Annotated in this window: 17 protein-coding genes; 9 read left to right on the top strand and 8 right to left on the bottom strand. The window is 60.4% G+C overall.

The window, feature by feature from the left end; translation table 11 throughout:
* The first annotated feature begins 89 nt into the window (after positions 1–89).
* Positions 90–4,625 (top strand): hypothetical protein, encoded by a 4,536-nt coding sequence (locus ACQ4OE_RS14805; protein WP_430947061.1) that lies wholly within the window; start codon positions 90–92, stop codon positions 4,623–4,625.
* On the opposite strand, the gene ACQ4OE_RS14800 is transcribed toward ACQ4OE_RS14805, so the two are convergent.
* Positions 4,626–6,179, bottom strand: a complete 1,554-nt coding sequence (locus ACQ4OE_RS14800) for a PLP-dependent aminotransferase family protein (protein WP_430947060.1) — start codon at positions 6,177–6,179, stop codon at positions 4,626–4,628. It lies immediately after the preceding gene.
* Positions 6,180–6,271: 92 nt separating this feature from the next.
* Between ACQ4OE_RS14800 and ACQ4OE_RS14795 the strand changes: the two genes are divergently transcribed.
* The 3 genes from ACQ4OE_RS14795 to ACQ4OE_RS14785 are packed head-to-tail and all read left to right on the top strand — an operon-like array spanning position 6,272 to position 8,036.
* The gene (locus ACQ4OE_RS14795; protein WP_430947059.1) at positions 6,272–6,895 is read left to right on the top strand and encodes an FMN-binding negative transcriptional regulator; all 624 of its coding nucleotides are present in this window, start codon (positions 6,272–6,274) and stop codon (positions 6,893–6,895) included.
* Between the two features lie 10 nt (positions 6,896–6,905).
* Positions 6,906–7,352 (top strand): GNAT family N-acetyltransferase, encoded by a 447-nt coding sequence (locus ACQ4OE_RS14790; protein WP_430947058.1) that lies wholly within the window; start codon positions 6,906–6,908, stop codon positions 7,350–7,352.
* A gap of 12 nt (positions 7,353–7,364) precedes the next feature.
* On the top strand, positions 7,365–8,036 hold the full coding sequence (locus ACQ4OE_RS14785; RefSeq protein ID WP_122592918.1) for a GNAT family N-acetyltransferase: 672 nt from the start codon (positions 7,365–7,367) through the stop codon (positions 8,034–8,036).
* A gap of 56 nt (positions 8,037–8,092) precedes the next feature.
* Here the strand turns inward: ACQ4OE_RS14785 and ACQ4OE_RS14780 are convergent, their stop codons facing one another.
* The gene (locus ACQ4OE_RS14780) at positions 8,093–8,998 is read right to left on the bottom strand and encodes a homocysteine S-methyltransferase family protein (RefSeq protein WP_430947057.1); all 906 of its coding nucleotides are present in this window, start codon (positions 8,996–8,998) and stop codon (positions 8,093–8,095) included.
* Positions 8,999–9,110: 112 nt separating this feature from the next.
* On the opposite strand from ACQ4OE_RS14780, the gene ACQ4OE_RS14775 reads away from it, so the two are divergent.
* Positions 9,111–9,932, top strand: a complete 822-nt coding sequence (locus ACQ4OE_RS14775; protein ID WP_430947056.1) for an ABC transporter substrate-binding protein — start codon at positions 9,111–9,113, stop codon at positions 9,930–9,932.
* Positions 9,929–10,765, top strand: a complete 837-nt coding sequence (locus ACQ4OE_RS14770; RefSeq protein ID WP_430947055.1) for an amino acid ABC transporter permease — start codon at positions 9,929–9,931, stop codon at positions 10,763–10,765. The genes ACQ4OE_RS14775 and ACQ4OE_RS14770 overlap by 4 nt, the downstream gene beginning before the upstream one ends.
* 32 nt (positions 10,766–10,797) lie before the next feature.
* On the opposite strand, the gene ACQ4OE_RS14765 is transcribed toward ACQ4OE_RS14770, so the two are convergent.
* Entirely contained in the window at positions 10,798–11,076 is a 279-nt protein-coding gene (locus ACQ4OE_RS14765) for a helix-turn-helix domain-containing protein (RefSeq protein WP_430947054.1), read from the bottom strand.
* Positions 11,077–11,293: 217 nt separating this feature from the next.
* Here ACQ4OE_RS14765 and ACQ4OE_RS14760 point away from each other — a divergent pair, with 217 nt between their 5' ends.
* Positions 11,294–14,251 carry an autotransporter outer membrane beta-barrel domain-containing protein gene (locus tag ACQ4OE_RS14760; RefSeq protein ID WP_430947053.1) on the top strand — a complete coding sequence of 986 codons (2,958 nt, stop codon included), beginning with the start codon at positions 11,294–11,296 and terminating at the stop codon, positions 14,249–14,251.
* A gap of 328 nt (positions 14,252–14,579) precedes the next feature.
* Positions 14,580–16,625: an autotransporter outer membrane beta-barrel domain-containing protein gene (locus ACQ4OE_RS14755; RefSeq protein ID WP_430947052.1), complete on the top strand. Its 2,046-nt coding sequence runs from the start codon at positions 14,580–14,582 to the stop codon at positions 16,623–16,625.
* Between the two features lie 199 nt (positions 16,626–16,824).
* On the opposite strand, the gene oadA is transcribed toward ACQ4OE_RS14755, so the two are convergent.
* A complete protein-coding gene (gene oadA, locus ACQ4OE_RS14750) occupies positions 16,825–18,633 on the bottom strand; it encodes a sodium-extruding oxaloacetate decarboxylase subunit alpha (protein ID WP_105704709.1) in 1,809 nt (602 codons plus the stop codon).
* 11 nt (positions 18,634–18,644) lie between these two features.
* Positions 18,645–20,060, bottom strand: coding sequence for an acetyl-CoA carboxylase biotin carboxylase subunit (locus ACQ4OE_RS14745; protein ID WP_430947051.1), 1,416 nt, complete (start codon positions 20,058–20,060; stop codon positions 18,645–18,647).
* 190 nt (positions 20,061–20,250) lie between these two features.
* Here ACQ4OE_RS14745 and ACQ4OE_RS14740 point away from each other — a divergent pair, with 190 nt between their 5' ends.
* Positions 20,251–21,213 (top strand): LysR family transcriptional regulator, encoded by a 963-nt coding sequence (locus ACQ4OE_RS14740; RefSeq protein WP_016984010.1) that lies wholly within the window; start codon positions 20,251–20,253, stop codon positions 21,211–21,213.
* Here the strand turns inward: ACQ4OE_RS14740 and ACQ4OE_RS14735 are convergent.
* The 3 genes from ACQ4OE_RS14735 to ACQ4OE_RS14725 all read right to left on the bottom strand — a co-directional run bounded on the left by ACQ4OE_RS14735 (position 21,155) and on the right by ACQ4OE_RS14725 (position 25,384).
* Complete coding sequence (locus ACQ4OE_RS14735) at positions 21,155–21,358, bottom strand: PA3496 family putative envelope integrity protein (protein ID WP_077575111.1); 204 nt, start codon at positions 21,356–21,358, stop codon at positions 21,155–21,157. The genes ACQ4OE_RS14740 and ACQ4OE_RS14735 overlap by 59 nt on opposite strands.
* 161 nt (positions 21,359–21,519) lie before the next feature.
* Entirely contained in the window at positions 21,520–22,386 is an 867-nt protein-coding gene (hexR, locus tag ACQ4OE_RS14730) for a transcriptional regulator HexR (protein WP_008078846.1), read from the bottom strand.
* Positions 22,387–22,513: 127 nt separating this feature from the next.
* Positions 22,514–25,384 (bottom strand): putative bifunctional diguanylate cyclase/phosphodiesterase, encoded by a 2,871-nt coding sequence (locus tag ACQ4OE_RS14725; RefSeq protein WP_430947050.1) that lies wholly within the window; start codon positions 25,382–25,384, stop codon positions 22,514–22,516.
* Positions 25,385–25,584: the final 200 nt, after the last annotated feature.

Raw genomic sequence — 25,584 nt, 5'->3', positions numbered from 1 at the left:
CATGGCATAAATAGTTACCGCCAAGCGCGGTGCGCGTCTCGATAACGTCGGTGGGGTGATTCCTTCTCCTGCACACCGAGGTAATTGTCATGAGCATCAAATCAACGTCGAATGCCCTTCAGGGCTCGACTGCGCTAGTGGAAAAAAGCGACTTGGTCAGCCAGACCAGCCATGGCCCGACCCTCAACGCCGTGGCTGCGCAATTGCTGCGGCAAGGGCTTGAACAACACTATCCGCAGCTGCACATCGACCCCGACAAAACCTTCGTCGGCACGCCGCAGTGGCAGGTCATCGATGACGAGGTCGCGGAGGGGCCGATCGCCTACGAATCGCTGACGATCGTTTTGCTGCGCCAGAGCCTGGAAGGTGGCTCCGCCGATTATTTTCCGGGCGAACACTTTCTGACCCTGGAACCGGACGCCATCGAACCGGTGCACCTGGCCGTTGATATCGAGCGGATCGCGGAAATACTCAATGACGGCACGGCGCGCTTGTTCATCGAACTGCAGAAATATCAGCTGCGGTTCTGGAATGAACAGGGCGAAAAACTGCCGCGCTGGCAAGAGCTGTCCAGCGCCTTGCAGAAAGTCTTGAATATCCGCGCCGTGAAAGGTCTGGATGAAGACGAATGCGCGATGGCCCGGGAAGTCTTCACCTACCCGGATAAAGCCGACCGCAAGAACTCGACCAGTCACCTGACAGATGTCCACGCCAGCCTGATCGATATCGATACCGTTGAAAACGAGGTCGCCACGCATCTCGTGCTCGGTGGCGCGCTGGTGCTTCAGGCCGAAGTTGAGAAACGCGATCTGCTGGTGATGTACACCATCGAGCGGGGCTTCGAGTCGTTCAGCTCGCTGCAGCAACTCGGCGATTCGCTGCCGGCCAGCCTGGAAGAACTGCTGGCGGGGCGCGACATGACCTGGCGGCTCTACCAGCCGGACGGCAACATTTTTGACCACATGGCCTGCGCACTGGTGACCTCGCAACTGGACGCGATCGGCGCACTGCAATCCGTGCAGGCGCCGCCATGGAGCGATGAGCCGCCACCGGCCGAACCCGATACAACCGACGCCACCCGACAACTGGAAGCCGCCGTTCCGCCGTGGCTGCGCCAGGCCTCGGGCACCGAGCTGCAGGATTACAGCCGTTACATCACTGGACTGGGCAAGCTCTATCGCGATCCCGAACGTCACAAGATCCGCAACGCCATCCCTTCCATCAACGCCTACGCCCAGCGTCAGATGAGCGCCGCCATCATCGCCGACAGCAGCGCCGTGGGTGCGGCGGATTTGCCTCTGGACCAACTGCGCATCCGAATCACCAACAGCTTCACTGCCGGCAATTTCACCCTGCCCAACCCGCTCGACCGTCGCATCATCAACCTGGCTGAATTCGCCTTGGAGAATGAGCCGCCCTTTCAGGCGACGTTTTCATTCGCCACGGATAAAAAGGTGCCGGCCTGGCTGACCCCGGCATTTCTCAACCGAATCGCCGCCGAGGTCGACATTGGCCAGGCCTATCCCGCACTGATCAAGAAAGCACTGATTGATGATCCCGTGCAGGCTGAACGGCAGAAAACCTTCTATGGCGAACAGTTGCGCTGGCTGCTGCCGCTGCTCGCGCTGGAGTGCAAGGTCCGCCACTCGGGGGGTGTCGACGAGCGCGGCTACGGCTTTATCTGCGACTTGCTCAGTCAGGACAGCGCCAAGCGAAAATCCATGGTGATCTGCCCACTGACCCTGACGCCGCAGCACCGGATCACCACCAGCAGCGACACCGTCAGCAACATGTTCATCATCCACTCCCGTCTGGCGCCTGACGGTATCTGCGTGCTGTACCGACCACTGATGGATCAAGCGCTGATGCAGTTCCCTTCGCCGCAGAACTTGCTGTACGCGATGCATCAACCCGGCGAACTGCGCGATTCCGTACTCGCCTGGCTGCCGGACAAAACCCTGAGTTTCGAGTACGCCCAGTACGTGTTTCCGGTGGGGATTCCGTCGCCGTGGCTGGTCGCCGAGCAATTGGTGAATCCGACCCTGCGCGCAGAAAACCTCGGTGAAGTGGTGATCGAACAAAACGAAATCAGCGATGACCTTCTGGCCACTCTGTTCAGCCACAACGCGCAAGCCATGGCCGAACTCGCCGATCGTGAATCTCAGTCCAATGCCGAGCGCCGCTGGACCTTGCTCAAAGACAGCGCAGCGGCGTTACTGGCCGTCGCATCGAACTTTCTCAGCGGTTCGGTGGGTGCCGCAGTGTGGGTCTGGCAGACCATTGATCAACTCCAGCAGGCGCTCGATGCCCGTGAACGCGAAGATGCCTTCAGCGAATGGACGGCAGCGTCGGACATCCTTCTTACCCTCGGCATCCTCCTCAGTCATCGCGCGGTTCAGCACAACCGCAACCTGTCGGCCAAGCGACCGTTGAAGTCCCTGCCGCTAAAGAAAGCGGCAAGCCCTCGGAGCATCATCACTACTTTCGATCCCGAGACCGTGAAGTCGCCGCTGCCCAGCGACCATCTGACGTCACTGGATACCATCGGCGTGCTGCCACGCCGCACGCCTGGCGCTCTGGGCATTTATCTGGACACCTTCAAGGTGCCTGCGCTCGATGTGGCGGACAAAGACGTGACCACCACCGGCATGCAGGCCCCGCATGTCTATCACTTCAACGAGAAGAGTTATGTGCAGGTCGGTGAGCGCTGGTTCCGGGTCGTGGAAACCTATAAAGCCGATGTGCAAATCATCGCGAACGACGACGCCAACAAAACCGGGCCGATGCTGACGCATAACCAGAAAGGCCAATGGTTCGTCGACGTGCGCCTGCGTCTGCGCGGCGGCGGTGGCAATGCCTATAGCAAAATCGCGGTCGATCCCAAGGAAGTGCGCTTCAATCGACTTGAAGATGCGCTGCACTCTTTCAAAAACCAGGAGAAAACCACACAAGCGCTTTTGCGCACCCGCCAGGTCGCCCTGAAAGACCTGTCCAATGAAGACTTTGCCAAGGAATCGAAGGTCTACGCGGAAGAACTGGCCGTTTCGATCCAGGCGCACCGGCAGGCGCTGGAGCAGTTGCGCGAATGGCGCACCTTGGGCGGCAAGGAAAACTACCGCGAGGATTTGCTGCGCATGACCACGACGCAAGCGTTGAATGTGGCGCAGTGGCTGATCATCAAGCAGTCGGAATATGCCGCAGCGATCAACGTCGTCCTGACCGAGCATGAAACGCAGCTGTCGCGAGAGGTTTTTGTCTCGAATGTTCAGCAGGCCTGCGACCTGTCGCGGGACATGGCCGACAAATTGACGCTGGCGACCACCACGCTGAACGACTTGCAGGCTACGGGCAAAATCGGCGTGGAAAAGATTCTCGACATCCGCAGGCGCCTGCCGACGTTCACCGTGCATGAACTCAAGGCCAACGAGATAGGCCTGTCCACCGAGCTGTGCCTGCAACATGTCGCCGAACCGTTGTTGAGCCAGTTGCATGGAAGTCTCGGCGGGGTTGGCATACGGGCGGCCATCGCTGCACGGGATGCGCTGGAAATGATCGACGTCAGCGGACCGCAAAGCCTGACGCCGCAACACATCGAGGGTTTGAGCAATCTGCTGGACACCTTTGCCGATGCCAGTCAGCGCCTGCGCGAGCTAGGGCAGACCTATTCCGAACAGCTGGAAGAGGAGCCGATGACGCACTTGCAGGGCCTGATCGATGAATTCATTCAATTGACCGAGACACGCACTCTGGAGCTACTGGCAGAAGTGCAGGCAGATAACGCCAGATTGGGGTCTACACGCGAACGCTATCCCTCAGGCTCCAGCCGCGCCACGGTGAAAGTGCGCAAGAGTCGGCCACGCACCTCTACAAGTGATGAACCGGCCCGGGCCAGAGAACTGCCGCTGACACCGTTCATTCCTGCCATACCCGCCACTGCACCGGCAGCGCCACGCCTCAAGGACCTGGAAATCATCAACGACGGTCTGGAGCTGAACCTCGATGCCAACGACTTCATCGAGCGCTCGCGCAAGGACGCCATGCGCCCGCGACGATTGGCCAGTGAAATGCAGGATGTGTTCGAGCAACAGGCACTCAAGCTTGCGCAAACCGCCGATAGCGTCGATGAAGCCATGAACCGGATCAAGGAGGCCAAGGGTGATTTACCGCCAGTCGCCACCCTTGGCAATGAGCTGCGTGCCGCTGCCGGAAAAACCCGACAACAGGGGCTGAGCACGCGCACTGCGTTGTACAAATTGCGCAAGCCGACCCAAAGCGCCTTCAAGTGGTTGAGCGACAACGCGCAAATCGATATCCGCCGCGATGAACGTGGGCGGATACAGACCAAAGGCCTGGGCGATTACTTTCAGGAGTACCGGATCCTCGACAAAAACAATAAAGACGCGCCGATGTGGGTGGCTCACTTTCATTACGAGCGCGCCACCAGCCCGGCGGACGAACCGAGCGCAGCCCACTTGAAAGTCGCCGATGACTATCTGGCAACGCTTACAGCAGCCCAGAAACAGACGCTCAATACCTTCGAACCGATTGATGGCGTCCTGCGCAAAATCACGGATCCGGCGCTTCGCCAGCTGTTCCTGACCCTGGAGCCCAAGACCCCACGCTGATCATCGGCGCCAGACCTTTTGCAGTTTCCCTAGCGCCGTGTTGATCGCCGCCTCGGGCACTGCCGCAAAGCCGAGCACCAGACCGGCACGTTGATCCAGCGGCGTGGTGGAATCCGGCAGCCAGTAACTGCTCAGCGCGTTGATTTCCACGTCGACGCTTTGTGCCTGTTCAATCAATTGCTGCTCGCGGGCCACGCTGTCGACTTTCACCGTCAGGTGCAGGCCGGCGGAGACGGCGGGCAGGCTGCCGACTCCGGGCAGATCCGCCGGCCAGCCCTCCATCAAAGTATTGCGCCGACTCAGTGCCGCGCGACGCATGCGCCGAATGTGGCGCTGGAAATGCCCGGCGGCCATGAACTCCGCCATCACCGCTTGCGTACTGACTTCTGAATGGCGCACGTCCACCGCGCGCCGTTGCGCAAAGGCATCGACCAGCCCCGGCGGCAATACCAGATAGCCGAGACGCAACGCCGGGAAGGCGATCTTGCCGAAGGTCCCGACGTAGAGAACATGGCCCTGCCGGTCAAGCGCCGCCAAGGGTGCCAGCGGTGCGCCGCTGTAACGGTACTCGCCGTCGTAATCGTCCTCGACGATCCAGCCTTGGTTGCGCTCGGCCCAGGCGAGCAATTCCAGACGCCGGGCCAGGCTCATCACCACACCGGTCGGGTACTGATGAGAGGGCGTGACGTAGGCGACCCGACAATCGCTGAGCCCGGCCATTTCCGCGCAGTCGATACCTTCGCCATCCACCGCTACCCCGTGCAAACGCGCACCGGCCACGGCGAAGGCATGCCCCGCTGCGCGATACCCCGGATTCTCGATTGCCACGCCGTCGCCCGGCGCCACCAGCAACTGTGCACAAAGGCTAATGCCCTGCTGTGCGCCACTGGTGATCACAATTTGTTCAGCCGTGCATTGCATACCCCGTGAACTGCGTAAATACGCCGCGATCATCCCGCGCAAGCGAGCGTCGCCCGCCGGGTCGCCGTAACACAGTTGCTGAAGATCCGGTTTGCGCCAGAAAGCCGCATTCAGCTTGGCCCAAACCTCAAAAGGAAACAGATCAAACGCCGGAACACCCACCCGAAAAGCCCGCGGCGGACCACTCGGCGGCGTCGCCAAATGGTTGTTTTTTATACGCTCAAAAGTCCCGCTGTGGATAACTTTACTGGATGGAACCACAGGTAAATCCAGCCAATTTGTGGATAAGGCTGTGGGTAAGCTTGTTGAAAACCCTGTGGATACTTTTGTGGATAGTTTTTTCGGCGATGTCAGTGCGTGGGTCAATTGCGCGACATAAGTGCCATCGCCGACTTTGCCTTCGATAAACCCTTCGGCGTACAACTGATCGTAGGCGCGCACCACGCTGTTGCGGGAAATGCCCAGCGCCGCGGCGAGGTCGCGACTGGCCGGCAAACGCGTGCCGCTGGCCAGACGCCCGTCGAGCACGCGCAGGCGCAACGCCTGATAGAGCTGGCGGCTCAAGCCTTGGCGACGATCCAGTTCGATCCCCGCCGGATTGAAGGGCATCGACAACGTCGGCGAGTCGGGCATGGCAATGGACCTATGAAATTGATCGTCAATGGCTCTTACAACAGACCAATAGCCTGCCTACGATGCAGGCATTCGCCAAGGAAAATCTGTCCATGTACACGCCCCGCGCCTTCGCCATCGAAGAACTGTCCCAGCTGCACGAACTGATCCTCGCCACTCGCCTGGCGATTCTGGTCACCCACGGCGAAAACGGCCTGCAAGCCAGTCATGTGCCGGTGCTGCTGCATTGCGAACAAGGCGAGTACGGCACGCTGTACGGACACTTGGCCCGCGCCAACCCACAATGGAAAGACCTGCGTGACGGCGCTGAGGCGATGCTGATTTTTGCCGGGCCCGATGCCTACGTCAGCCCAGGCTTTTATCCGAGCAAGGCCGAGCATGGCAAAGTCGTGCCGACCTGGAATTACATCGCCGTGCACGCCTACGGCCATGCCGAAACGTTCAGCGATGGCGGGCGCCTGCTCGACATCGTCAGCACCCTCACCAACCGCCACGAAGCGGGCCGCGCGCAACCGTGGTCCGTCGATGATGCGCCCGCCGATTACATCGACGGCATGCTTAAAGCAATTGTCGGTTTCGCCATTCCCATCGACCGCCTCGAAGGCAAACGCAAACTCAGCCAGAACCGCAGCGCCGAGGATATCGCCGGCGTGCGCGAAGGCTTGGCGGCCAGCCCCGAGGTCAACGACCAAACCCTCGCCCGATTGATGCGCTAAGGAAATCCCCATGAGTCAGATCGACATTCGCCAGGTCAGCGCCGCCGACCGCGCCGCGTGGCTGCCGCTGTGGCAGGCGTACCTGCGGTTCTACAACACCGAACTGCCGGACGCCGTGACCGACAGCACCTGGCAGCGCTTCCTCGACCCGAACGAACCGACCCACGCGGCGTTGGCCTGGGCCGATGGCAAAGCGGTGGGCATGGTGCATTACATCTACCATCGTTCGAACTGGAGCATCGAAAACTCCTGCTACCTGCAAGATTTGCTGGTCGCGCCAGACACTCGCGGCACCGGCGTCGGCCGCCTGCTGATCGAACACGTTTACGCCACGGCCAAGGCTGACGGCTGCTGCAAAGTGCACTGGCTGACCCACGAAACCAACGCCACCGCGATCCAGCTCTACGAGCGCATCGCCGAGCGCCCGGGCTTCATCCAGTTTCGCAAAGCCATTTAAGGAGACGCGCACATGACCGCTTCACTCGCTGACTGGAAAGGCGTCCCCGCCCCCACCGCCACGCTGCTCGAAGGCCGCTTCATTCGCCTGGAACGTCTCGATCCGGCGCGCCACGGCGAACAACTGTTCGCTGCCCTTGAAGGCCCCGGTGCCGACCCGAAACTCTGGGATTATTTGCCCTACGGTCCGTTCCCAGAACGCAGCGTTTTCGACGCCTGGCTGAACAATCATGCGGCCGCCAGCGACCCGTATTTCTTCGCCGTCATCGACCGCGCGACCCATCAGGTGCAAGGCATCCTCAGCCTGATGTCGATCGTCCCGGCCCAGGGCCGCATCGAAATCGGCCACGTCACTTTCGGCGCGCCGATGCAGCGCTCGCCGAAAAGCACCGAAGCGGTGTATCTACTCGCCAAGCACTCGTTCGACCTCGGTTACCGCCGCCTCGAATGGAAATGCAACAACGGTAACGCCCGTTCCAAATACGCCGCCGAACGTCTGGGCTTCAGCTTCGAGGGCGTATTCCGCCAGCACATGGTGGTCAAAGGACAGAATCGTGATACTGCGTGGTATTCGATTCTGGATTCGGAATGGCCGGCGATTGGCGCCGGGTTCGAGCGCTGGCTGAGCGATGAAAACCAGACCCCGGATGGACAGGTGAAAGGATTGGTTGAGTGCCGTAGTTAAGGCACAAAGCAAAAGATCGTCCGAAGGCTCGGGCCGCGTTCGGACGATCTTTTGATCTATTTCCAGCCTAGCTTTTGCGCCAGCACCGCAATGTGTTCCGGCCCAATCCCGCAGCAACCGCCCAAATGGCTGGCGCCACGCTGCTGCCAATCAATCGCCCAGTGCAGGTAACCCGGTGGATCAAGATCCTCGCGCAAAGGATCGAGCCCGTCATTGGCGGTGGCCTCTTTTGGCTGCGGCGGAAACGCATTGGCGTAAGCACCAATGTGAATCTTCACTCCCAAACGCTTGAAAGTTTCACGCGCGGCATCAATCGCAGCGCCGATCACTTCCGGCTGACTGCAATTGAACAACAACGTCTCGACACCCAACTCAGCCGCAACGGCAGCCGCTTCGGCGACCGGCTCACCGGAACGCAAACGCGGCACTTCATCAGTGTCTTCATCCTTCAAGGTGAACGACAACCAGAGCGGTTTGCCATCCTTCGGCAAACCGGCATGGATGGCTCGCGCTTCGATGATCGAACTCTGGGTTTCCGCCAGCCACAGATCAACGTGTGGCGCCAGACCGGTGACCAAAGGTGTCAGCAACTCGGTGACCCGGGCGGCTTCGAACAGATCCGGACGGTAGGAACCAAATAGCGGCGGCAATGACCCGGCGACACGCACTGATTTCCCCGAAGCCTGCACCGCGCGCCGCGCCAGCTCACCGGCCAATGCCGCCAACGCCTCGCCTTCAGCGGCGAAGCGTTCCTCGCCAATGTGAAAGGGTACGACCGCGTAGCTGTTGCTGGTGATCACGTTTGCACCACTGGCGATATAAGCAGCGTGCACCGCCTCGACCGCTTGCGGCGCTTCGCTCAGCGCCAGTGCCGACCACTCAGGCTGGCGAAACGGCGCCCCGGCACGTTGCAACTCACGGCCCATGCCGCCATCAAGAATTACCGTGTTGGCTGTGCCCATATGCGTTTCACTCATATGCTTATGAAAATAACTCACTATCAGAGTCGTTCTTATAACTATTTAATACGCACCAATCGGTTAATCACAACCTATTTTTTTTCAGGACACGACTGTGAAACTGCAACCGCTACTGGCCTTGGGCCTGACGATTCTGGCTGCCTCCACCCAAGCCTTCGGCGGCGCGACACTGGATCGCGTCGAGCAGAAAAAGGAACTGGTCGGCGTGCTGATGGAGAGCTATCCACCCTTCTCGTTTCTTAACGATGAGAACCAACTCGATGGCTTTGACGTCGACGTCGCCAAAGCCGTGGCCGATAAACTCGGCGTCAAATTGCGCCTCGAAACGCCGTCCTGGGACGTCATTGCGGCCGGCCGCTGGAGCGGACGCTACGACATCTGCATCTGCTCGATGACGCCGAGCAAGGCGCGCGCTGAAGTGTTCGATTTCCCGGTGGAGTATTACGCCTCGCCGGCGGTGATCGTGGTCAACGCCAAGGATGACCGGATTCACGATGCCAAGGATCTGAGCGGCAAGAAAGTCGGCCTCACCAGCGCTTCCAGTTACGAGAGCTACCTGAACAAGAACCTGGTGATCGAAGGCGCCGAAGACACGCAGTTGCAGTATCCGTTCGAAGATGTGCAGATCGCGCCCTACGATACCGACAACGTCGCCTTTCAGGACTTGGGCCTGGGGGCCGGTGTGCGTCTGGATGCAATCCTGACCAACCTCGTCACCGCGCAACCACGACTGAACCAAGACAAACGCTTCAAGCTTGCCGGCGAGCCGTTGTATTCGGAACCGAACTCGGTGGCCATCGAAAAGGGTGACGCGCAATGGGACGCCAAGGTGCGTGAAGTCTTCGCGCAACTGAAGCAGGACGGCACCCTGAGCAAGCTGTCGCAAAAATGGATCGGCGCCGATATCAGTCAATGACTTCTTTCCCGACACCTCCACAGCCACCGCAACCGTTGGCTGAATCACGCCTGCAACGGATGTTCGGTTTTCGCACGCGGCTGTACCTGACCTGGGCAGCACTGTTCTGCCTGTTCGCCGGGTTCTTCCTGAGCTTCGACCTGAAGTTCTCGATCATCCTCGACAAACTGCCCAACTTGGTCGGCCTGCACCTGGCGCCCAACGGCTTCTTGCAAGGTGCGGCGCTGACGCTGTTCCTCTGTGTGTGCTCGATTGTCGCCTCGTCGCTGCTGGGCTTCATCACGGCATTGGCACGCCTGTCGAAAAGCGCCGTGGCGTTCGGCATCGCCAGTTTTTACACCTCGTTCTTTCGCGGTACGCCACTGCTTATCCAGATCCTGCTGATCTACCTGGGCTTGCCGCAACTGGGCATCGTGCCGGGTGCCATCGTCGCAGGCATCATCGCCTTGTCGTTGAACTACGGCGCCTACCTCAGCGAGATCTTCCGCGCCGGCATTCTCGGCGTCGACTATGGCCAACGCGAAGCATCGCTGGCACTGGGCATGCGCGAGACCGTGATTTTCTGGCGCATCACCCTGCCGCAAGCCATGCGCACGATCATCCCGCCGACGACCAACCAATTCATCTCGATGCTCAAGGACTCGTCCCTGATTTCGGTGATGGGTGTCTGGGAAGTGATGTTTCTCGCGCAGTCGTACGGGCGATCAAGCTACCGCTACATCGAAATGCTGACGACGGCAGCGATCATTTACTGGCTGATGTCGATTGGACTGGAATTGATTCAGGCGCGGATGGAGCGGCATTACGGCAAGGCTTACGTGCGGCGGAGCTAGGGTAATCGGTGCGTTAAACGGGAGGTTGGGTTTTAAGTGACCTCTCGGCGAACTCGTACAACGCCCATTTTCAGTCCAAACGGACGAAACACCGCATTCAACGATTTGAGTGTCTGATTGCCTTCGCCATGCTCAATATGCACCAGCGTACGGACCGATATTTTGTACATCCTGGCAAACTGGGTCTGATGCAAACCGGTCACTTCCACGCGGAGACGCCGAACGGCTTCACCGATCTCCAGCGTTCCTTGGGCCAGTGACTCTTGAATGTTTTCGATGAGCACCGTGCGCTCGGCTACCGTGATGCTCATTGCAGATCCCACTCTTTTATTCCTCTTCTTTTAAATGCATTTCAACAGAGCCGTCATTGATGGCGGATGCAATATAGTGCCTGCAACAAAATGCAGATTAATCTGCTGGTCTGTCAGATCTGAATGCAAAACAATGCAGATCAACCCACCGACATCATTCTGTAAAAACCCCTCGCTATACAGGACGGCCCGCTTATAACAAAAAGGCCCTTCGCCCATGCCGTTCTCGCCCCAGCGTCTGTCCCTCGCCATTGCCCTGTTGATCTCGGCGACTGCTGCCCACGGCAAAACCGTGCAGATCGACACCGCCACCACCGCTGCGCAAACCCTCGGCGGCAGTGACACGCTGACGATTTCGGCGCCGGGCAGCATCACCAACAGTGGCAAGACGGTGAGCTTGAAAGACAGCACCAGTGGCGCGGGCGTGGTGATCGACAACGCCGGGAAAATCATTTCAACCGGCGGCCGGGCCATCGACAGCAGCGGCGATCTGACCCAGGCGCGCAACTACACGATTTACAACCGCAGTGGCGGTCAGATTCTCGGCGCCAACGATGCTTTGCGCATCGACAGCAATTTTGTCAGCGGCAGTCTGTTGATCGACAACAGCGGTGTGATTCGCTCCACCACCGGCCAGGGACTGGACCTCGATGCGCTGCGCAGTGACGGCGTGAAGACCACCATTATCAACCGCGTCGGCGGGCTGATTCGCGGCGACGCCAGCGACGGCATGAAGACCGGCGCGAATGCGACGATCAGCAACTATGGCGAGATCTCCACCGGCGATTCGCACAATGCCGACGAGAAATTCGACGGCATCGATATCGATTCCGCGAGCGGCGTCAGTGTGACCAACTACGGGGTGATTTCCGGTGGCCGTCACGGCATCACCACCGACCTCGGCGCGACGCTGGTCAACTACGGGCAGATCATCGGGCGCAACGGCTCCGGTTTCGGCTCCGATGGCGACGGCACGGTGATCAACCACGGCACCATCACCGGGGCTTACTCAGGTTTGCAGGCGAACGGCGACGGCGACGGCGTGGACATCGACAAGATTGCCCACATCGAAAACTACGGCACCATTCAAGGCGTCGGTGCCGGCGGTGTCGACAAGGGCGGTTTCGCCAACGGCAGCGAAGGCATCGCCCTCGGCGGTGGTTACATTCTCAACGCCAGCGGCGCGCTGATCAGCGGCGCCGACAGCGCCATTCTGGTCGACGATGGCAGCGGCGGCTCGGGGCTCGCAGCGACCACGCTGGAGAACTTCGGCACCATTCAAGGCCTCAACGGTTTCGGCGTGAAGCTGGTCGGCGAATTTGCCGACAACGTGATCAACGGCGGCACCATCAGCGGCAGCAACGGCTTGGCGCTGGACCTGGGCGGCGGTAACGACAGCCTGACTTTGCGCAATGGCAGCCGCTTCGTCGGCGTGGTCGATGGTGGCAGTGGTTACGACCGCGTGGTGATGGACGACGCGGCCGGTGGCAGCTTCGGCACCAGTCGCAACTTTGAATGGCTGGAGGTCAAACAAGGCGCCTGGACGCTGACGGGCAGCGGCGATTTCAGTGACGGCGGCGCGGTGCGCAATGGCGCGACATTGATCAACCAGGGCGGCATTGCCGGGACCCTGACCGTGGACACCGGCGGCGTATATGGCGGCGGCGGTTCGGTGGGCAACCTCAACATCAACGGTACCTTGCGCACGGACACCGGCCTGGGTCGCGCGACCATCGTGCATGACTTGAACATGAGCAGCGCCTCCACCCTCGCCTACGGCGTCAACGCCGATGGCAGCAGCGCGCCGGTGCAGGTCGGCGGCGTTGCCAATCTGAATGGCGCGACCCTCGCGGTGAATCCTGGCGCCGGCACTTATCCGTGGCAGAGCCAATACACCGTGTTGCAGGCCGCGCAGGTCAACGGCACGTTCGGCAGGGTCACCAGCGACTACGCGTTTCTCACGCCGACCCTCGCCTACACACCGACTCAGGTTGATCTGACCTACACCCGCAACGACGTCGCCTTCAATCAATTCGCGGTCACCGGCAACGGCAGCAACGCCGCCAACAGCCTCGCCTCCATGAGCAAAAACAATGCGCTGTACAACGCGTTGCTCAACACCACGCAAAGCAGCGCCGGCGCGGCCATCGAGCAACTGGCCGGCGCCAGCAACGCCAACCTGACCAGCGCCACCCTCGGCGCCAGCAGCCAGATCGGCAGCAGCATGCTCTCGGCCATGCAACCAATGGGCGGCAGCCCGGGTTTGCTGGTCGGTCTCGATCAACGCGAGACGCCCGTGTTGGCAGCCAATGGAGTGCCCTCCGAAGCGCGCAACCTGAACGACCCGAATGCGCGCGGTCGCCTCTGGCTGCAAGGCATCGGCGGCTACGGCAAGCTGGACGGCGAACACGGCAGCAGCGGTCTCGAACAACGCACCCGAGGCAGTGTGCTCGGGGCTGACTGGTCACTGAATTCGGCATGGCGTCTGGGCGTGCTCGGCGGCTATTCGAAAACCGATCTGGACGCGACCGGCGTCGATGGCAACGTCGAGAGCTGGCATGCCGGTGTCTACGCGCTGCATCAGCACGGCCCGATCTCCCTGCGTCTGGGCGCCGCGTACAGCGGCCATCAGGGCGAGAGCAAACGCAGCATCGCCTTCAATGGTTTTAGCGACCGCCCGAAAGGCGACTACGACGCCGACAGCCAGCAAGCCTTCGCCGAACTGGGTTACGCCATGGGCAGCGGCCGCCTCAGCGCCGAGCCGTTTGCCAGCCTCGGTTACCAGCGTTATCACCGCGATAGCTACAAGGAAAAGGGTGGCGCCGCCGCCCTGCAGGTCGACAGTCAGACTCAAGACAACTTCAGCAGCACCTTCGGCCTGCGCCTCGCGCACCTGAGCAGCCTCGACAACGGCATGAGCGTGACACCGCGCATGACCGCTGGCTGGAAACACACCTATGGCGATGTCAGCAGCTCGACACGTCAAGCGTTTGTGGTCGGTGGCACGGCGTTCAGTGTCGATGGCAGCTCGCTGGATCGGGACAGCCTGGTGCTGGAGGCTGGACTGGATGTGGGCATTTCCGCGCGGCATACGCTGGGGGTCGGGTACAGCGGCGAGATTGGCAGCAACAGCCGCAACCACGGATTGATCGGGCAGTGGCAGATGAGTTTTTGAGGATTGAACAGCCGGTCGCTTCCGGGTTGGTTGTAGGAAATCACGCCGGTTGCGACGACCAAAAGACTCGCTTGCGCGTCTGAGGCGAGATTTCTACCGTACGATCCGACATCGCCTGCAAGAGTGCGGGAAGCAGCCGACATCGGTTTTTTCCGCGGATCAATAGAGTCAGGGCCTCTTCCAACAGAGGCCCTGCTAAATGTCTGATCAACACAAATACCCACCCAAAAAACTCGCGCTAGCGATTGCGCTGACATTCAGTTGCGCTCCGCTCGCTTTCGCCCAGCAAGCTTCTGATCCGGCGCCTTCCGCCGAAGGGGTGGTCGTGATGCTGAGTAATTTCGTCGACGATCCCGACACTATAAAGACTCCTGCAAAAACCAAAGACATGGCCCTTCAACTCGGTGATGGAAACGACCTGGTCATTGTGTCGGGCCGGGGAAGCCTCGCTGAAGGACTGGATGGCGCGGGCGGTACCAACGTTATTCAACTCGACGCGGCGAAGAAAGGAACACTGCGGGCAACGCAGAATTTTTCCGGGCTGGAGGTCAAGCAAGGCGAATGGACACGCAGCGGCGATCGCGATTTCGAATTAGGCGTGCTGGTTCGGGCGAAAGCGTCCCTGACCAATGAGGGACACATTCAGGGGCACGCGTTGACCCAAGGAATCCTCATTAACAAGAACGCAATCGGCGGTGATGCCATTGTGTTTGCCGGCGGCGACCTCACCAACATGGGATTGATCAGCGGCAACGTCACCGTGCACGAGAACGGACATTTCGCCGGTCAAGGCGGCGTGGGAAACCTGACGGTCCACGGAAGGCTTTCGGTCGATCAGGTCTACGGCGCACCTGTGGTGAACGGCGACCTCAGCCTGTCTCGAACGGCTGTGCTGGCCTACGCGCTCGATGCTGGCGGCAAGAGTCCGACAATTGTCGTCAAGGGAACTGCACAACTGGGCGATTCGACGCTGACCCTGGTGACCGCTGGCGAATATCCGCAAAGCAGTCAACACACGCTACTGACCGCAGAAAAGGTCGTGGGGGAATTTGGCACTGTAGAAAACAAACTCGCCTTCATGACCCCCGAGTTGCATTACAAAGAACAACAGGTCGGACTGACCTATACGCGCAACGAGGTAGGACTGGAGGACGTCGCCACGAACGATAACGCGCGCGAGATTGCGCAAAGCATTATTGATCCACTTGCCAGCCCTTCAGCACCCGTATCAAAACCCACCCCGGAAGCAACAACCGCGAAACCGGAAAAAGCGCTCGCCGCCAACGCCAGCAACGCCGCGAGAGCGCCCACCCCTCAACCGCAAAAACCCGCGAACGCCGCTGTCGCAGCACTGCTCGCCAGCGACAAGAGCACAGCCCCGATCGCCCTCGACCAACTCGCCGCCGGCAGCAACGCCAACCTCGCCAAAGCCACATTGAGCAGCGTCAACCCGGTGAGCGCGAGCATGCTGTCGGCCATGCGCCAATTGGATAACCGCAGCGGCGCGGCTTACAACTACGGCAACTCACCACGCCAGGCCAGCAAAGGTGCGCAAAGCGGGCGGGTGTGGATTCAGGCACTCGGGCATGGCGGCAGTGTCGACCGCGAGTTCGACAGCACCTTGAAACACGCCACCCAAGGTTTGGTGATGGGCGCCGACTGGCGTCTGAACGAGCAATGGCACTTCGGCATGCTTGGCGCAAAATCCCAGACCCGCCTCGACGCCCGTCAATACGACGGCGACCTCGACAGCTGGCACCTCGGCGCCTACGCCGTGCGTCAGGACGGGCCGCTGGCACTGCGTTTCGGCGCCACCTATGGCAGCCACGACGGCAGCAGCAAACGTCGAGTTGCGTTCAACGGCTTCAGTGATCGCCTCAAGAGCAGCTACGACGCGAATACCCAACAGGCCTTTGCCGAAATCGGTTTCAACTTCGGTCGCCAGAACCTGACCTTCGAACCGTTCGCCAGCCTTGGCTATCAACGTTATCAGCGTGACAGTCACACGGAAAAAGGCGGCGATGCGGCGCTGAAAGTCTTTGGCCAAACCCGTGACAACCTCAGCACTACGTTGGGCTTTCGCGCAGCGAAAACCGGCCAGTTGAATAACGGCATGAGCCTGACCCCAAGATTCAGTGCGGGCTGGAAACACCTTTACGGCGATCTCGACGGCGACACGAGTCAGCAACTGGTCAAAGGTGGCAAGCGCTTCGCGGTGACGGGTGCGGAATTGGATCGCAACAGTCTGGCCGTGGACGCAGGTCTGGATCTTGGCCTGTCGTCCAACCACACCCTCGGCGTGGGCCTGACCGGCGAATTCGGCACGGAAAGCCGCTCTCACGGCGTGATGGGCCAATGGCGCATGGCGTTCTGATGAGCTAAACGCCGTCATTGTGGGAGCGAGCCTGCTCGCGAAGAGGCACTGTCAGTCGACGAATGCTTCGAATGGCACGGCCCTTCCGCGAGCAGGCTCGCTCCCACAGGGGATTTGTGTAACTCAGTCAAATCCCACCAAAAAAAAAGGGGAGCACATGCCCCCCCGAGGTTTAAAGCGTTGGATCGCGGCCGTTATCTCAGCCTTCGATCTCGATCAGAATTTCGCCCGGATTGACCCGATCACCCTTGGCCACATGAATCGCGGTGACCTTGCCGGCAATCGCTGCCTGGACTTCGGTTTCCATCTTCATCGCTTCGGTGATCAGTACAGCCTGGCCGGCCTTGACGGTGTCGCCCTCTTTGACCAGTACATCGACGATGTTGCCCGGCATGGTGGTGCTGACGTGGCCCGGTGCGGACGCTTGCTTGCGCTTGCTGCTGCCACCGCCGACGAATTCGTTGAGTGGCTCGAACACCACTTCTTCCGGCATGCCGTCGATGGACAGGTAGAAGTGACGCTTGCCTTCAGCCTTGACGCCAACACCGGTGATGTCGACGCGGTAAGTTTCGCCGTGGACGTCGATGACGAACTCGGTCGGCACGCCTTCGCCGCCCGCCGAAGCAACGCTGCCGGCCTCCGGGATCGGCAGCAGCACTTCCGGCGTGAGGGTGCCAGCGGCACGCTCTTCGAGGAATTTGCGACCGATGTCCGGGAACATCGCGAAGGTCAGCACGTCTTCTTCGGACTTGGCCAGTGCGCCGATGTCGGCACGCAGCTTGGTCATTTCCGGCTTGAGCAGATCGGCCGGACGCACGTCGATGACTTCTTCGCTGCCGATCGCCTGGCGACGCAGCTTTTCGTTGACCACGCCCGGCGCCTTGCCGTAGCCGCCCTGCAGATACAGCTTCACTTCGTTGGTGATGGTCTTGTAACGCTCGCCGGCGAGGACGTTGAAGAACGCTTGGGTGCCGACGATCTGCGAAGTCGGCGTCACCAGCGGCGGGAAGCCGAGGTCTTCACGCACCCGCGGGATTTCCGCCAGTACTTCGGCCATGCGGTTCAGGGCGCCCTGCTCTTTCAACTGGTTGGCAAGGTTGGAGATCATCCCGCCCGGCACCTGGTTGACTTGCACGCGGGTGTCGACGGCGGTGAATTCGCTTTCGAACTGGTGGTACTTCTTGCGCACGGCGTAGAAATACAGACCGATCTCTTGCAGCAGCTCGAGGTTCAGGCCGGTGTCGTACTCGGTGCCCTTGAGCGCCGCGACCATCGACTCGGTGCCGGGATGGCTGGTGCCCGAAGCGAAGCTGGAGATCGCGGTGTCGATGTGGTCGGCGCCGTTTTCGATCGCCTTGAGCTGGCACATGGTCGCCAGACCGGCAGTGTCGTGCGAGTGGATGAACACCGGCAGCGATTGCTCGGCTTTCAATGCACGGACCAGTTCACCGGTGGCGTACGGGGTCAGCAGACCGGCCATGTCCTTGATCGCCACCGAGTCGCAACCCATGGCTTCCATTTGCTTGGCTTGGGCCACGAACGCATCGATGGTGTGCACCGGGCTGGTGGTGTAGGCGATGGTGCCTTGGGCGTGTTTGCCGGCAGCCTTCACCGCTTCGATGGCCACGCGCAGATTACGCACGTCGTTCATCGCGTCGAAGATGCGGAACACGTCGATGCCGTTTACTGCAGCTTTGGCGACGAAGGCTTTGACCACGTCGTCGCTGTAATGCCGGTAACCCAGCAGATTCTGGCCGCGCAGAAGCATTTGCAGACGGGTGTTAGGCAGCGCCGCGCGCAGTTGGCGCAGACGCTCCCACGGATCTTCTTTCAGAAAGCGAACGCAGGCGTCGAACGTCGCGCCGCCCCAGCATTCCAGCGACCAGTAGCCGACTTTGTCGAGCTTGTCGCAGATCGGCAGCATGTCTTCGGTGCGCATGCGGGTGGCGAGCAGCGATTGGTGAGCGTCGCGCAGGATGGTGTCAGTTACGAAGATCTTCTTGGACATTGTTGTATTCCTCACAGGCCTGCGTGGGCGGCGATGGCGGCGGCGATGGCCAGGGCCAGCTCTTCGGGTTTGCGCTTGATCGAGTAGTTGGTCAGTTCCGGGTGGCTTTCTACGAAGCTGGTATTGAACTGGCCGCTACGGAATTCCGGGTTGCGCAGGATTTCCTGGTAGTACGCGGCGGTGGTCTTCACGCCTTGCAGACGCATGTCGTCCAGCGCCCGCAGGCCACGGTCCATCGCCTCTTCCCAGGTCAGTGCCCAGACCACCAGTTTCAGGCACATCGAGTCGTAGAACGGCGGAATCGTGTAGCCGGTGTAGATCGCTGTATCGGTGCGCACGCCCGGACCGCCGGGGGCGTAGTAACGGGTGATCTTGCCGAAGCTCGGCAGGAAATTGTTCTTCGGGTCTTCGGCGTTGATGCGGAACTGCAACGCGAAACCCCGGTGCTGAATGTCTTCCTGTTTCACCGACAGCGGCAGGCCAGAGGCGATGCGAATCTGCTCGCGGACGATGTCGATCCCGGTGATTTCTTCGGTGATGGTGTGTTCCACCTGCACCCGGGTGTTCATCTCCATGAAGTACACCTCGCCCTCGGCGAGCAGGAACTCCACGGTACCGGCGTTTTCGTAACCCACAGCCTTGGCCGCACGCACCGACAGGTCGCCGATGTAGGCGCGCTGTTCCGGGGTCAGTTGCGGGCTCGGGGCGATTTCGATGAGCTTCTGGTTGCGACGCTGGATCGAGCAGTCACGCTCGAACAGGTGCACAACGTTGCCGAAGCTGTCGCCGAGGATCTGCGCTTCGATGTGCTTGGGATTGACGATGCATTTTTCCAGAAACACTTCGGCAGAACCGAAGGCCTTGGTCGCTTCGGATATGACGCGAGGGAAATTCTGTTCGAGCTCTTCGCGGCTGTTGCAGCGACGGATGCCGCGACCGCCACCACCGGAGGTGGCTTTGAGCATCACCGGGTAACCGATACGGTCGCCCTCGGTCAAAGCTTCTTCGATGTCGGCAACGTTGCCTTCGGTGCCCGGCGTGACCGGTACGCCGGCCTTGATCATGCTGCGGCGCGCTTCGGTCTTGTCGCCCATGCGGCGAATGACTTCTGCCGACGGGCCAATGAATTTGATCCCGCGCTCGGCGCAGATATCGGCCAGTTCGGCATTTTCCGAAAGGAAACCGTAACCGGGGTGCAGTGCATCGCAGCCGGTTTCGACGGCGAGGTTCACCAACTTGCGCGGGTTCAGGTAACCGGCCAGCGGCTCGGCACCGATGCTGTGGGCCTCGTCCGCACGCTTCACATGCAAGGCATGACGGTCGGCGTCGGAAAAAATCGCGACCGAGCGAATGCCCATTTCGGCGCAGGCTCGCACGATTCGTACGGCAATCTCACCACGGTTGGCGATCAGGATCTTTGTTATCACTTGGAGGTTCCCTTGAGCCGGTGGCACCACGACCTGCTAGACCCAGGTCGACGCGTGACCAAATGTTTCAATTTAGTCGCAGGACCACACTAGCGCTCATGAGGGATTAACAAAAATGAATAAAAATTGGGTCAGCCATAAGTAAAGACTTATAGTTAAACGACAAGCCTGCCGTCAGAGCCGATAAAAAATGCGTAAGTCCTTGATGCGTATGACATTGCGTCAGTTACAGATCTTTAACGAAGTGTGTGATTTACGCTCTTACAGCCGTGCAGCTGAAGAAATGTCGCTGACTCAACCGGCCGTCAGCCTACAGATTCGTCAGCTGGAAGAGCTCATCGGCCAACCATTATTCGATTATGTCGGCAAAAAACTCTACATGACCGAAGCCGCTGAGGCACTTCAGCGCGCCAGCCGGGACATTTTCGGACGCCTGGAAAACCTCGATATGCAGCTCTCGGATATGCAGGGCTCGCTGCAAGGTCAGCTGAAACTGGCCGTGGAATCCAGCGCCAAGTACTTCGTCCCGCACCTGTTCGCCGCGTTCAAGCGCCAGCATCCGGAAGTGAATCTGCAACTCACCGTGGTCAACCGCGGCCAAGTCATCCGCAGGCTGTCGGACAACCGCGACGATCTGGTGATCATGTCGATGGTGCCGCAGGACATGGGTCTGGAATTCCTGCCGTTTCTCAACAACCCGATTGTTGCCGTGGCGCGCCCGGATCATCCGTTGGCGCACATGGGCCCGCTGCGTTTGCAGGATCTGGAGCCTTACACGCTGCTGATCCGCGAGCCCGGCTCGGGCACGCGACTGGCTTGCGAAGAGTATTTCAAAGAGAAACGCGTGCACTTCACTCAGACTCAGGAAGTGGCCTCGGCCGAAGCGCAGCGTGAATGCGTGCAGGCGGGTCTGGGCCTGGCGCTGTTGACGCGCCACGCCCTGAACCTGGAGCTGGCGACCGGCGGACTCGTCGAGTTGCCGGTCGAGGAGTTGCCGCTGCTGCGTAGCTGGTGCCTGGTGCAAGCCAAGGCCAAGCGCCTGTCACCGGTAGCCCACGCCTTCCTGGCGTTTATCCGCAGCGAACGCGTGCAGATCAGCGCGCTGGTTGAGCGCTTCGACGGGAAGCTGCGGGTGCTGCCTGCCAGTGAGTGATGTCGGGAAAGTCGCCGATTTCGGCTTGAAGCTGACGGAGTTCGAAGCGATCTTCGATGGCGCGACGGAATTCCATGCGGCGCTGGTCTTCCTGCTGACGACGGGTTTTCGCGGCGCTGTTGCGTTCTTCGTAAGGCTGAGCCATTTCGAGTCTCCCAAGGCGATGACGGGAGTTTCACGATAGGCGCGGGGGATGACGGTTTGATGAAAGTAACCGCCGTAAAGCAAAAGATCGCAGCCTTCGGCAGCTCCTACAGGGATCGCATTCCACATGTAGGAGCTGCCGGAGGCTGCGATCTTTTGATCTTAATCATCCAGAGCTTTGGCGGCCTTAGGCGACAGACGCAAGCTGCGCAGACTGCGCTTCACACTCTTGAGGTGATTGACCAGACTCGGCCCACGCGCCATGGCCACGCCCATCGCCAGCACATCGATCACCACCAGGTGGGCGATACGCGAAGTCAGCGGGGTATAGATTTCAGTGTCTTCGTGCACATCGATCGCCAGATTGACCGTCGACAGTTCGGCCAACGGCGTCTGGCTCGGGCACAAGGTAATCAGCGACGCCCCGCTCTCGCGCACCAGATTGGCAGTGATCAGCAAATCCTTGGAACGCCCTGACTGGGAAATACAGATCGCCACATCGGTCGGCTTCAACGTCACCGCCGACATCGCCTGCATGTGCGGATCGGAATACGCCGCCGCCGTCAGCAGCAAGCGAAAGAACTTGTGCTGCGCATCCGCGGCCACTGCGCCCGACGCCCCAAAACCATAGAACTCGACGCGCTGCGCTTGCGACATCAACGTCACCGCGCGCTGCAACTCAATCGGATCGAGTTTCTCGCGAACCTCCATCAACGTGTGCAACGTGGTGTCGAAAATCTTCAGGCTGTAATCGGCGACCGAGTCGTCTTCGTGGATCGCGAACTGGCCAAAACTGGCACCAGCCGCGAGGCTCTGCGCTAACTTCAGTTTGAGATCCTGAAAACCGGAGCAACCGATGGCGCGACAGAAGCGCACGATGGTCGGCTCGCTGATGCCGACGCTGTGCGCCAGGTCGGCCATGGAACTGTGCATCACGGCCGCAGGGTCAAGCAGCACGTGGTCGGCGACCTTGAGCTCCGACTTGCGTAACAGGTGACGTGACTGGGCGATGTGTTGCAGCAGATTCAAGGGGCTGGACTCTTCTTATGGGCAAGGATGTAGCACGCTTGTAGTTATACTACATGAATTGGCTTTTTGCCTGCTCAATGCGTAACTCCATGTCCCCATATCAGGCGCGATGGCGTGCATGTAGCCCTTAAAGCGGTTTTTCCTGTTCGCGCAAAAGCCCGGCCAGAGCCGTCGCCTCAACCGGACGACTGATCAGATAACCCTGCACTTCATCGCAACGTTCCTCACGCAGGAAATCCAGCTGATCCTGGCGCTCAACACCTTCGGCCACCACCTTCAGTGACAGCCCATGGGCCATGGCAATGATCGCGCGCGTGATCGCCGCGTCCTCACTGCCCTCGCCCAATCCGCGAATGAACGCCTGATCGATCTTCACGTAATCCACCGGAATACGCTTGAGGTAACTGAGCGACGAATAGCCGGTGCCGAAATCGTCGATGGCCAGTTTCACCCCCAGATCACGCAGCTGCTGGAAGGTCGCGATGATGTGCTCGACGCTGTCGAGCAACTGGCTCTCGGTCAGCTCCAGTTCGAGGTAGTGCGGCGCCAGACCGGTTTCCTCGAGCACCTGGCGCACCAGACTGACCAGTTTGCCTTGGCGGAGTTGATGCACCGACAGGTTCACCGACACACGGATCGGCTCCAGGCCCTGACGCTGCCATTCGCACGCCTGCCAGCACGCCTGACGCAAGACGAATTCGCCGATTGGCCCGATCAAACCGGTTTCTTCGGCCAGCCCGATAAAGTCTCCCGGCGGCACCCGTCCCATGGTCGGATGATCCCAGCGCACCAGCGCTTCCGCCGCGTTCAAGCGACCTGATTCGAGGCACAGCTTGGGCTGATAGAACACCTTCAGCTGTTTTTCCTCGATGGCTTTGCGCAGCTGGTTTTCCAGCTGCAAGCGCTCAAGGGTACTGGCCTGCAGACTCTCGGTGTAGAACTGGAAGTTGTTGCCGCCGAGGTGCTTGGCATGTTGCATGGCCATGTTCGATTGACTGACCAATGCGGAAATTTCCCGGGCGTTGTCCGGCAGCATGCTGATGCCCATTGACGCGCTGACCACCAGTTCATGCCCTTCCACGGTCAGTGGCAAACGCAGCTTGCTCGACAGCCGCGTGGCGACCCGAGCCAAGCTCGATAGGTTGCCGTAGGCATCGAACAGCACCGCAAACTCATCACCGGACAACCGCGCGATGGTGTCGGCTTCCGGCAAGGCGTTGACCAGCCGCCGCGCCATTTTCTGCAGCAACTGGTCGGCAATCTCATGGCCCAAGCTGTCGTTGAGCAATTTGAAGCGATCCAGATTGATGTGCAGCAACGCCAGACTGCGTCGGCCCTGCCGCGAGCGCTGATGCGCTTCATGCAAGCGCTCACGGAACAGCGAGCGGTTGGCCAGCCCGGTGAGTTCGTCGTAATGCGTCAGATAACGCATGCGCTCTTCGGATTCGCGCCGCGCCGAGAGATCGGCGAAGAAGCCGACGATATGACTGACATTTCCCCGACTATCGCGCACCGCATTCAACTGCAACCACTGCGGATACAGCTCGCCATTCTTGCGCGTCTCGACCAACTCGCCTTGCCAACTGCCGTGTTGCTCCAGTGCATGACGGATCGCCACGTAATGACGCCGGGCATCACGGCTGCACGGCAGTTCGACGACATTGCGTCCGAGCATGTCGTCGATGTCGTAACCGGTGACGCGGCTGAAGGCCTGATTGATCGCGATCAGCGCGTAGTTCGGGTCGAGAATGACGATACCTTCGCTGGCTGCTTCGAACACCGTCGCCGCAAGGCGCTGCTGCTCTTCGAGGCTTTTGCTGGCGCTGATATCGCGGCGGGTGCCGACCATGCGGATCACTCGCCCGCTGGCGCTGCGCTCGACCGCGCGGCCACGGTCTTCGATCCACACCCAATGACCATCGCCGTGGCGAACGCGGTATTCGATCTGGTAGTCCTCGGTGCGGCCCTTCAAATGCTCGATCAACGCGTACTTCAGCGACGGCACATCGTCGGGATGCAGCCGTGGCTTGAGGTCGCGCAGGATCGCCGTGACATACTCCGGGGCGAGGCCGAACAGTTCCTGAATCTGCGTGTGGTGGACCTCGTCGGTTTGCAGGTTCCAGTCCCACAAGCCCAGCTCACTGGCCTTCAACGCCAGCGCCAAGCGCGCTTCGCTTTTGCTCAAGGCCTGATTGGCGGCGTCCAGCTCGCGGCTGCGCTGGGCGACCCGATCTTCGAGTTCGACCTGGGCTTGGCGCAACTTGCCCTCGGCACAACGTCGATGCTCGATTTCCTTGGCCAGCTCCAGATTGAGCTGCTCGCTGCGCGACTGGGTTTGCTGCAAGTGCTCGATCAAATGCTGATTCTGGAAGCGCCGCAGCAAACCGCGATCGATCAGCCGATTGACCTGCCACGCCACCACGCTCAGCGAGCCGAGCAAAATCAACCCGAGCCAGCCCCAGCCACGCGCCTGTTCATCACCGCCCCAGAACAGAAAGCCAATCGCCGGCAACAGACAGGGCAAGGTAAAGGACAGGAACGCCGGCAGGCTCACCGCATAAGCCACGCTAGCGGACAGCGTCGCGGCGCCGATCAAGCCGAACACCCAGGCTTGCTGCATGAAATTATCGGCGGGCACCAGCGCAATGCCGGCACCGGCCAGCGTCAGGCCGGTCATGGTCGAACCGAGCAGGAACATCCGGAACCAGATCGGCTGGGCCTGACGATTGGGAATCGCCGAGTCGAACGCCGCCACCTGAATCACCCGCAAGGCGACCAGCGACAGCAACCACACCAGCCAGACGCTGACCACGAAGTAGCGCTGCGGGCTCCAGAGCAAACCGGCGCAGACCAGACCATTGATCAACATGAACAGGGTGGGCAACAAAGAGCCCTGATACAGCAGACGCGTGCGCTCGACCGCCATTTCGACGGCATAGTGCTTGCGGATAACCCGGGGTTCCACGGAGGGGCCCGACAGTTCGGCGCTGAGGGTCATGGGCAACGTTCTTGTTCTTATAAGGAGGGCGTGCGCCCGAAACGTGGACGGAGCATACACAAGCCGACCCCGTTGCCAAACCGGTCCGGATCATAATTTCATCGAAACTTTTCCCCCGCCAGACACCGACGAAACCCGCAGAGCGAGGCGGGCTGACGCTTGCAGCGGGTGACCGACCGGTCGTCATCGACGGGAGTTTC

This window comes from Pseudomonas sp. WC2 (genome assembly GCF_050586545.1).
GTDB lineage: Bacteria > Pseudomonadota > Gammaproteobacteria > Pseudomonadales > Pseudomonadaceae > Aquipseudomonas.
Note: the sequence above shows the minus strand (reverse complement) of the source record. Positions and strands in the feature narration are given on the sequence as shown.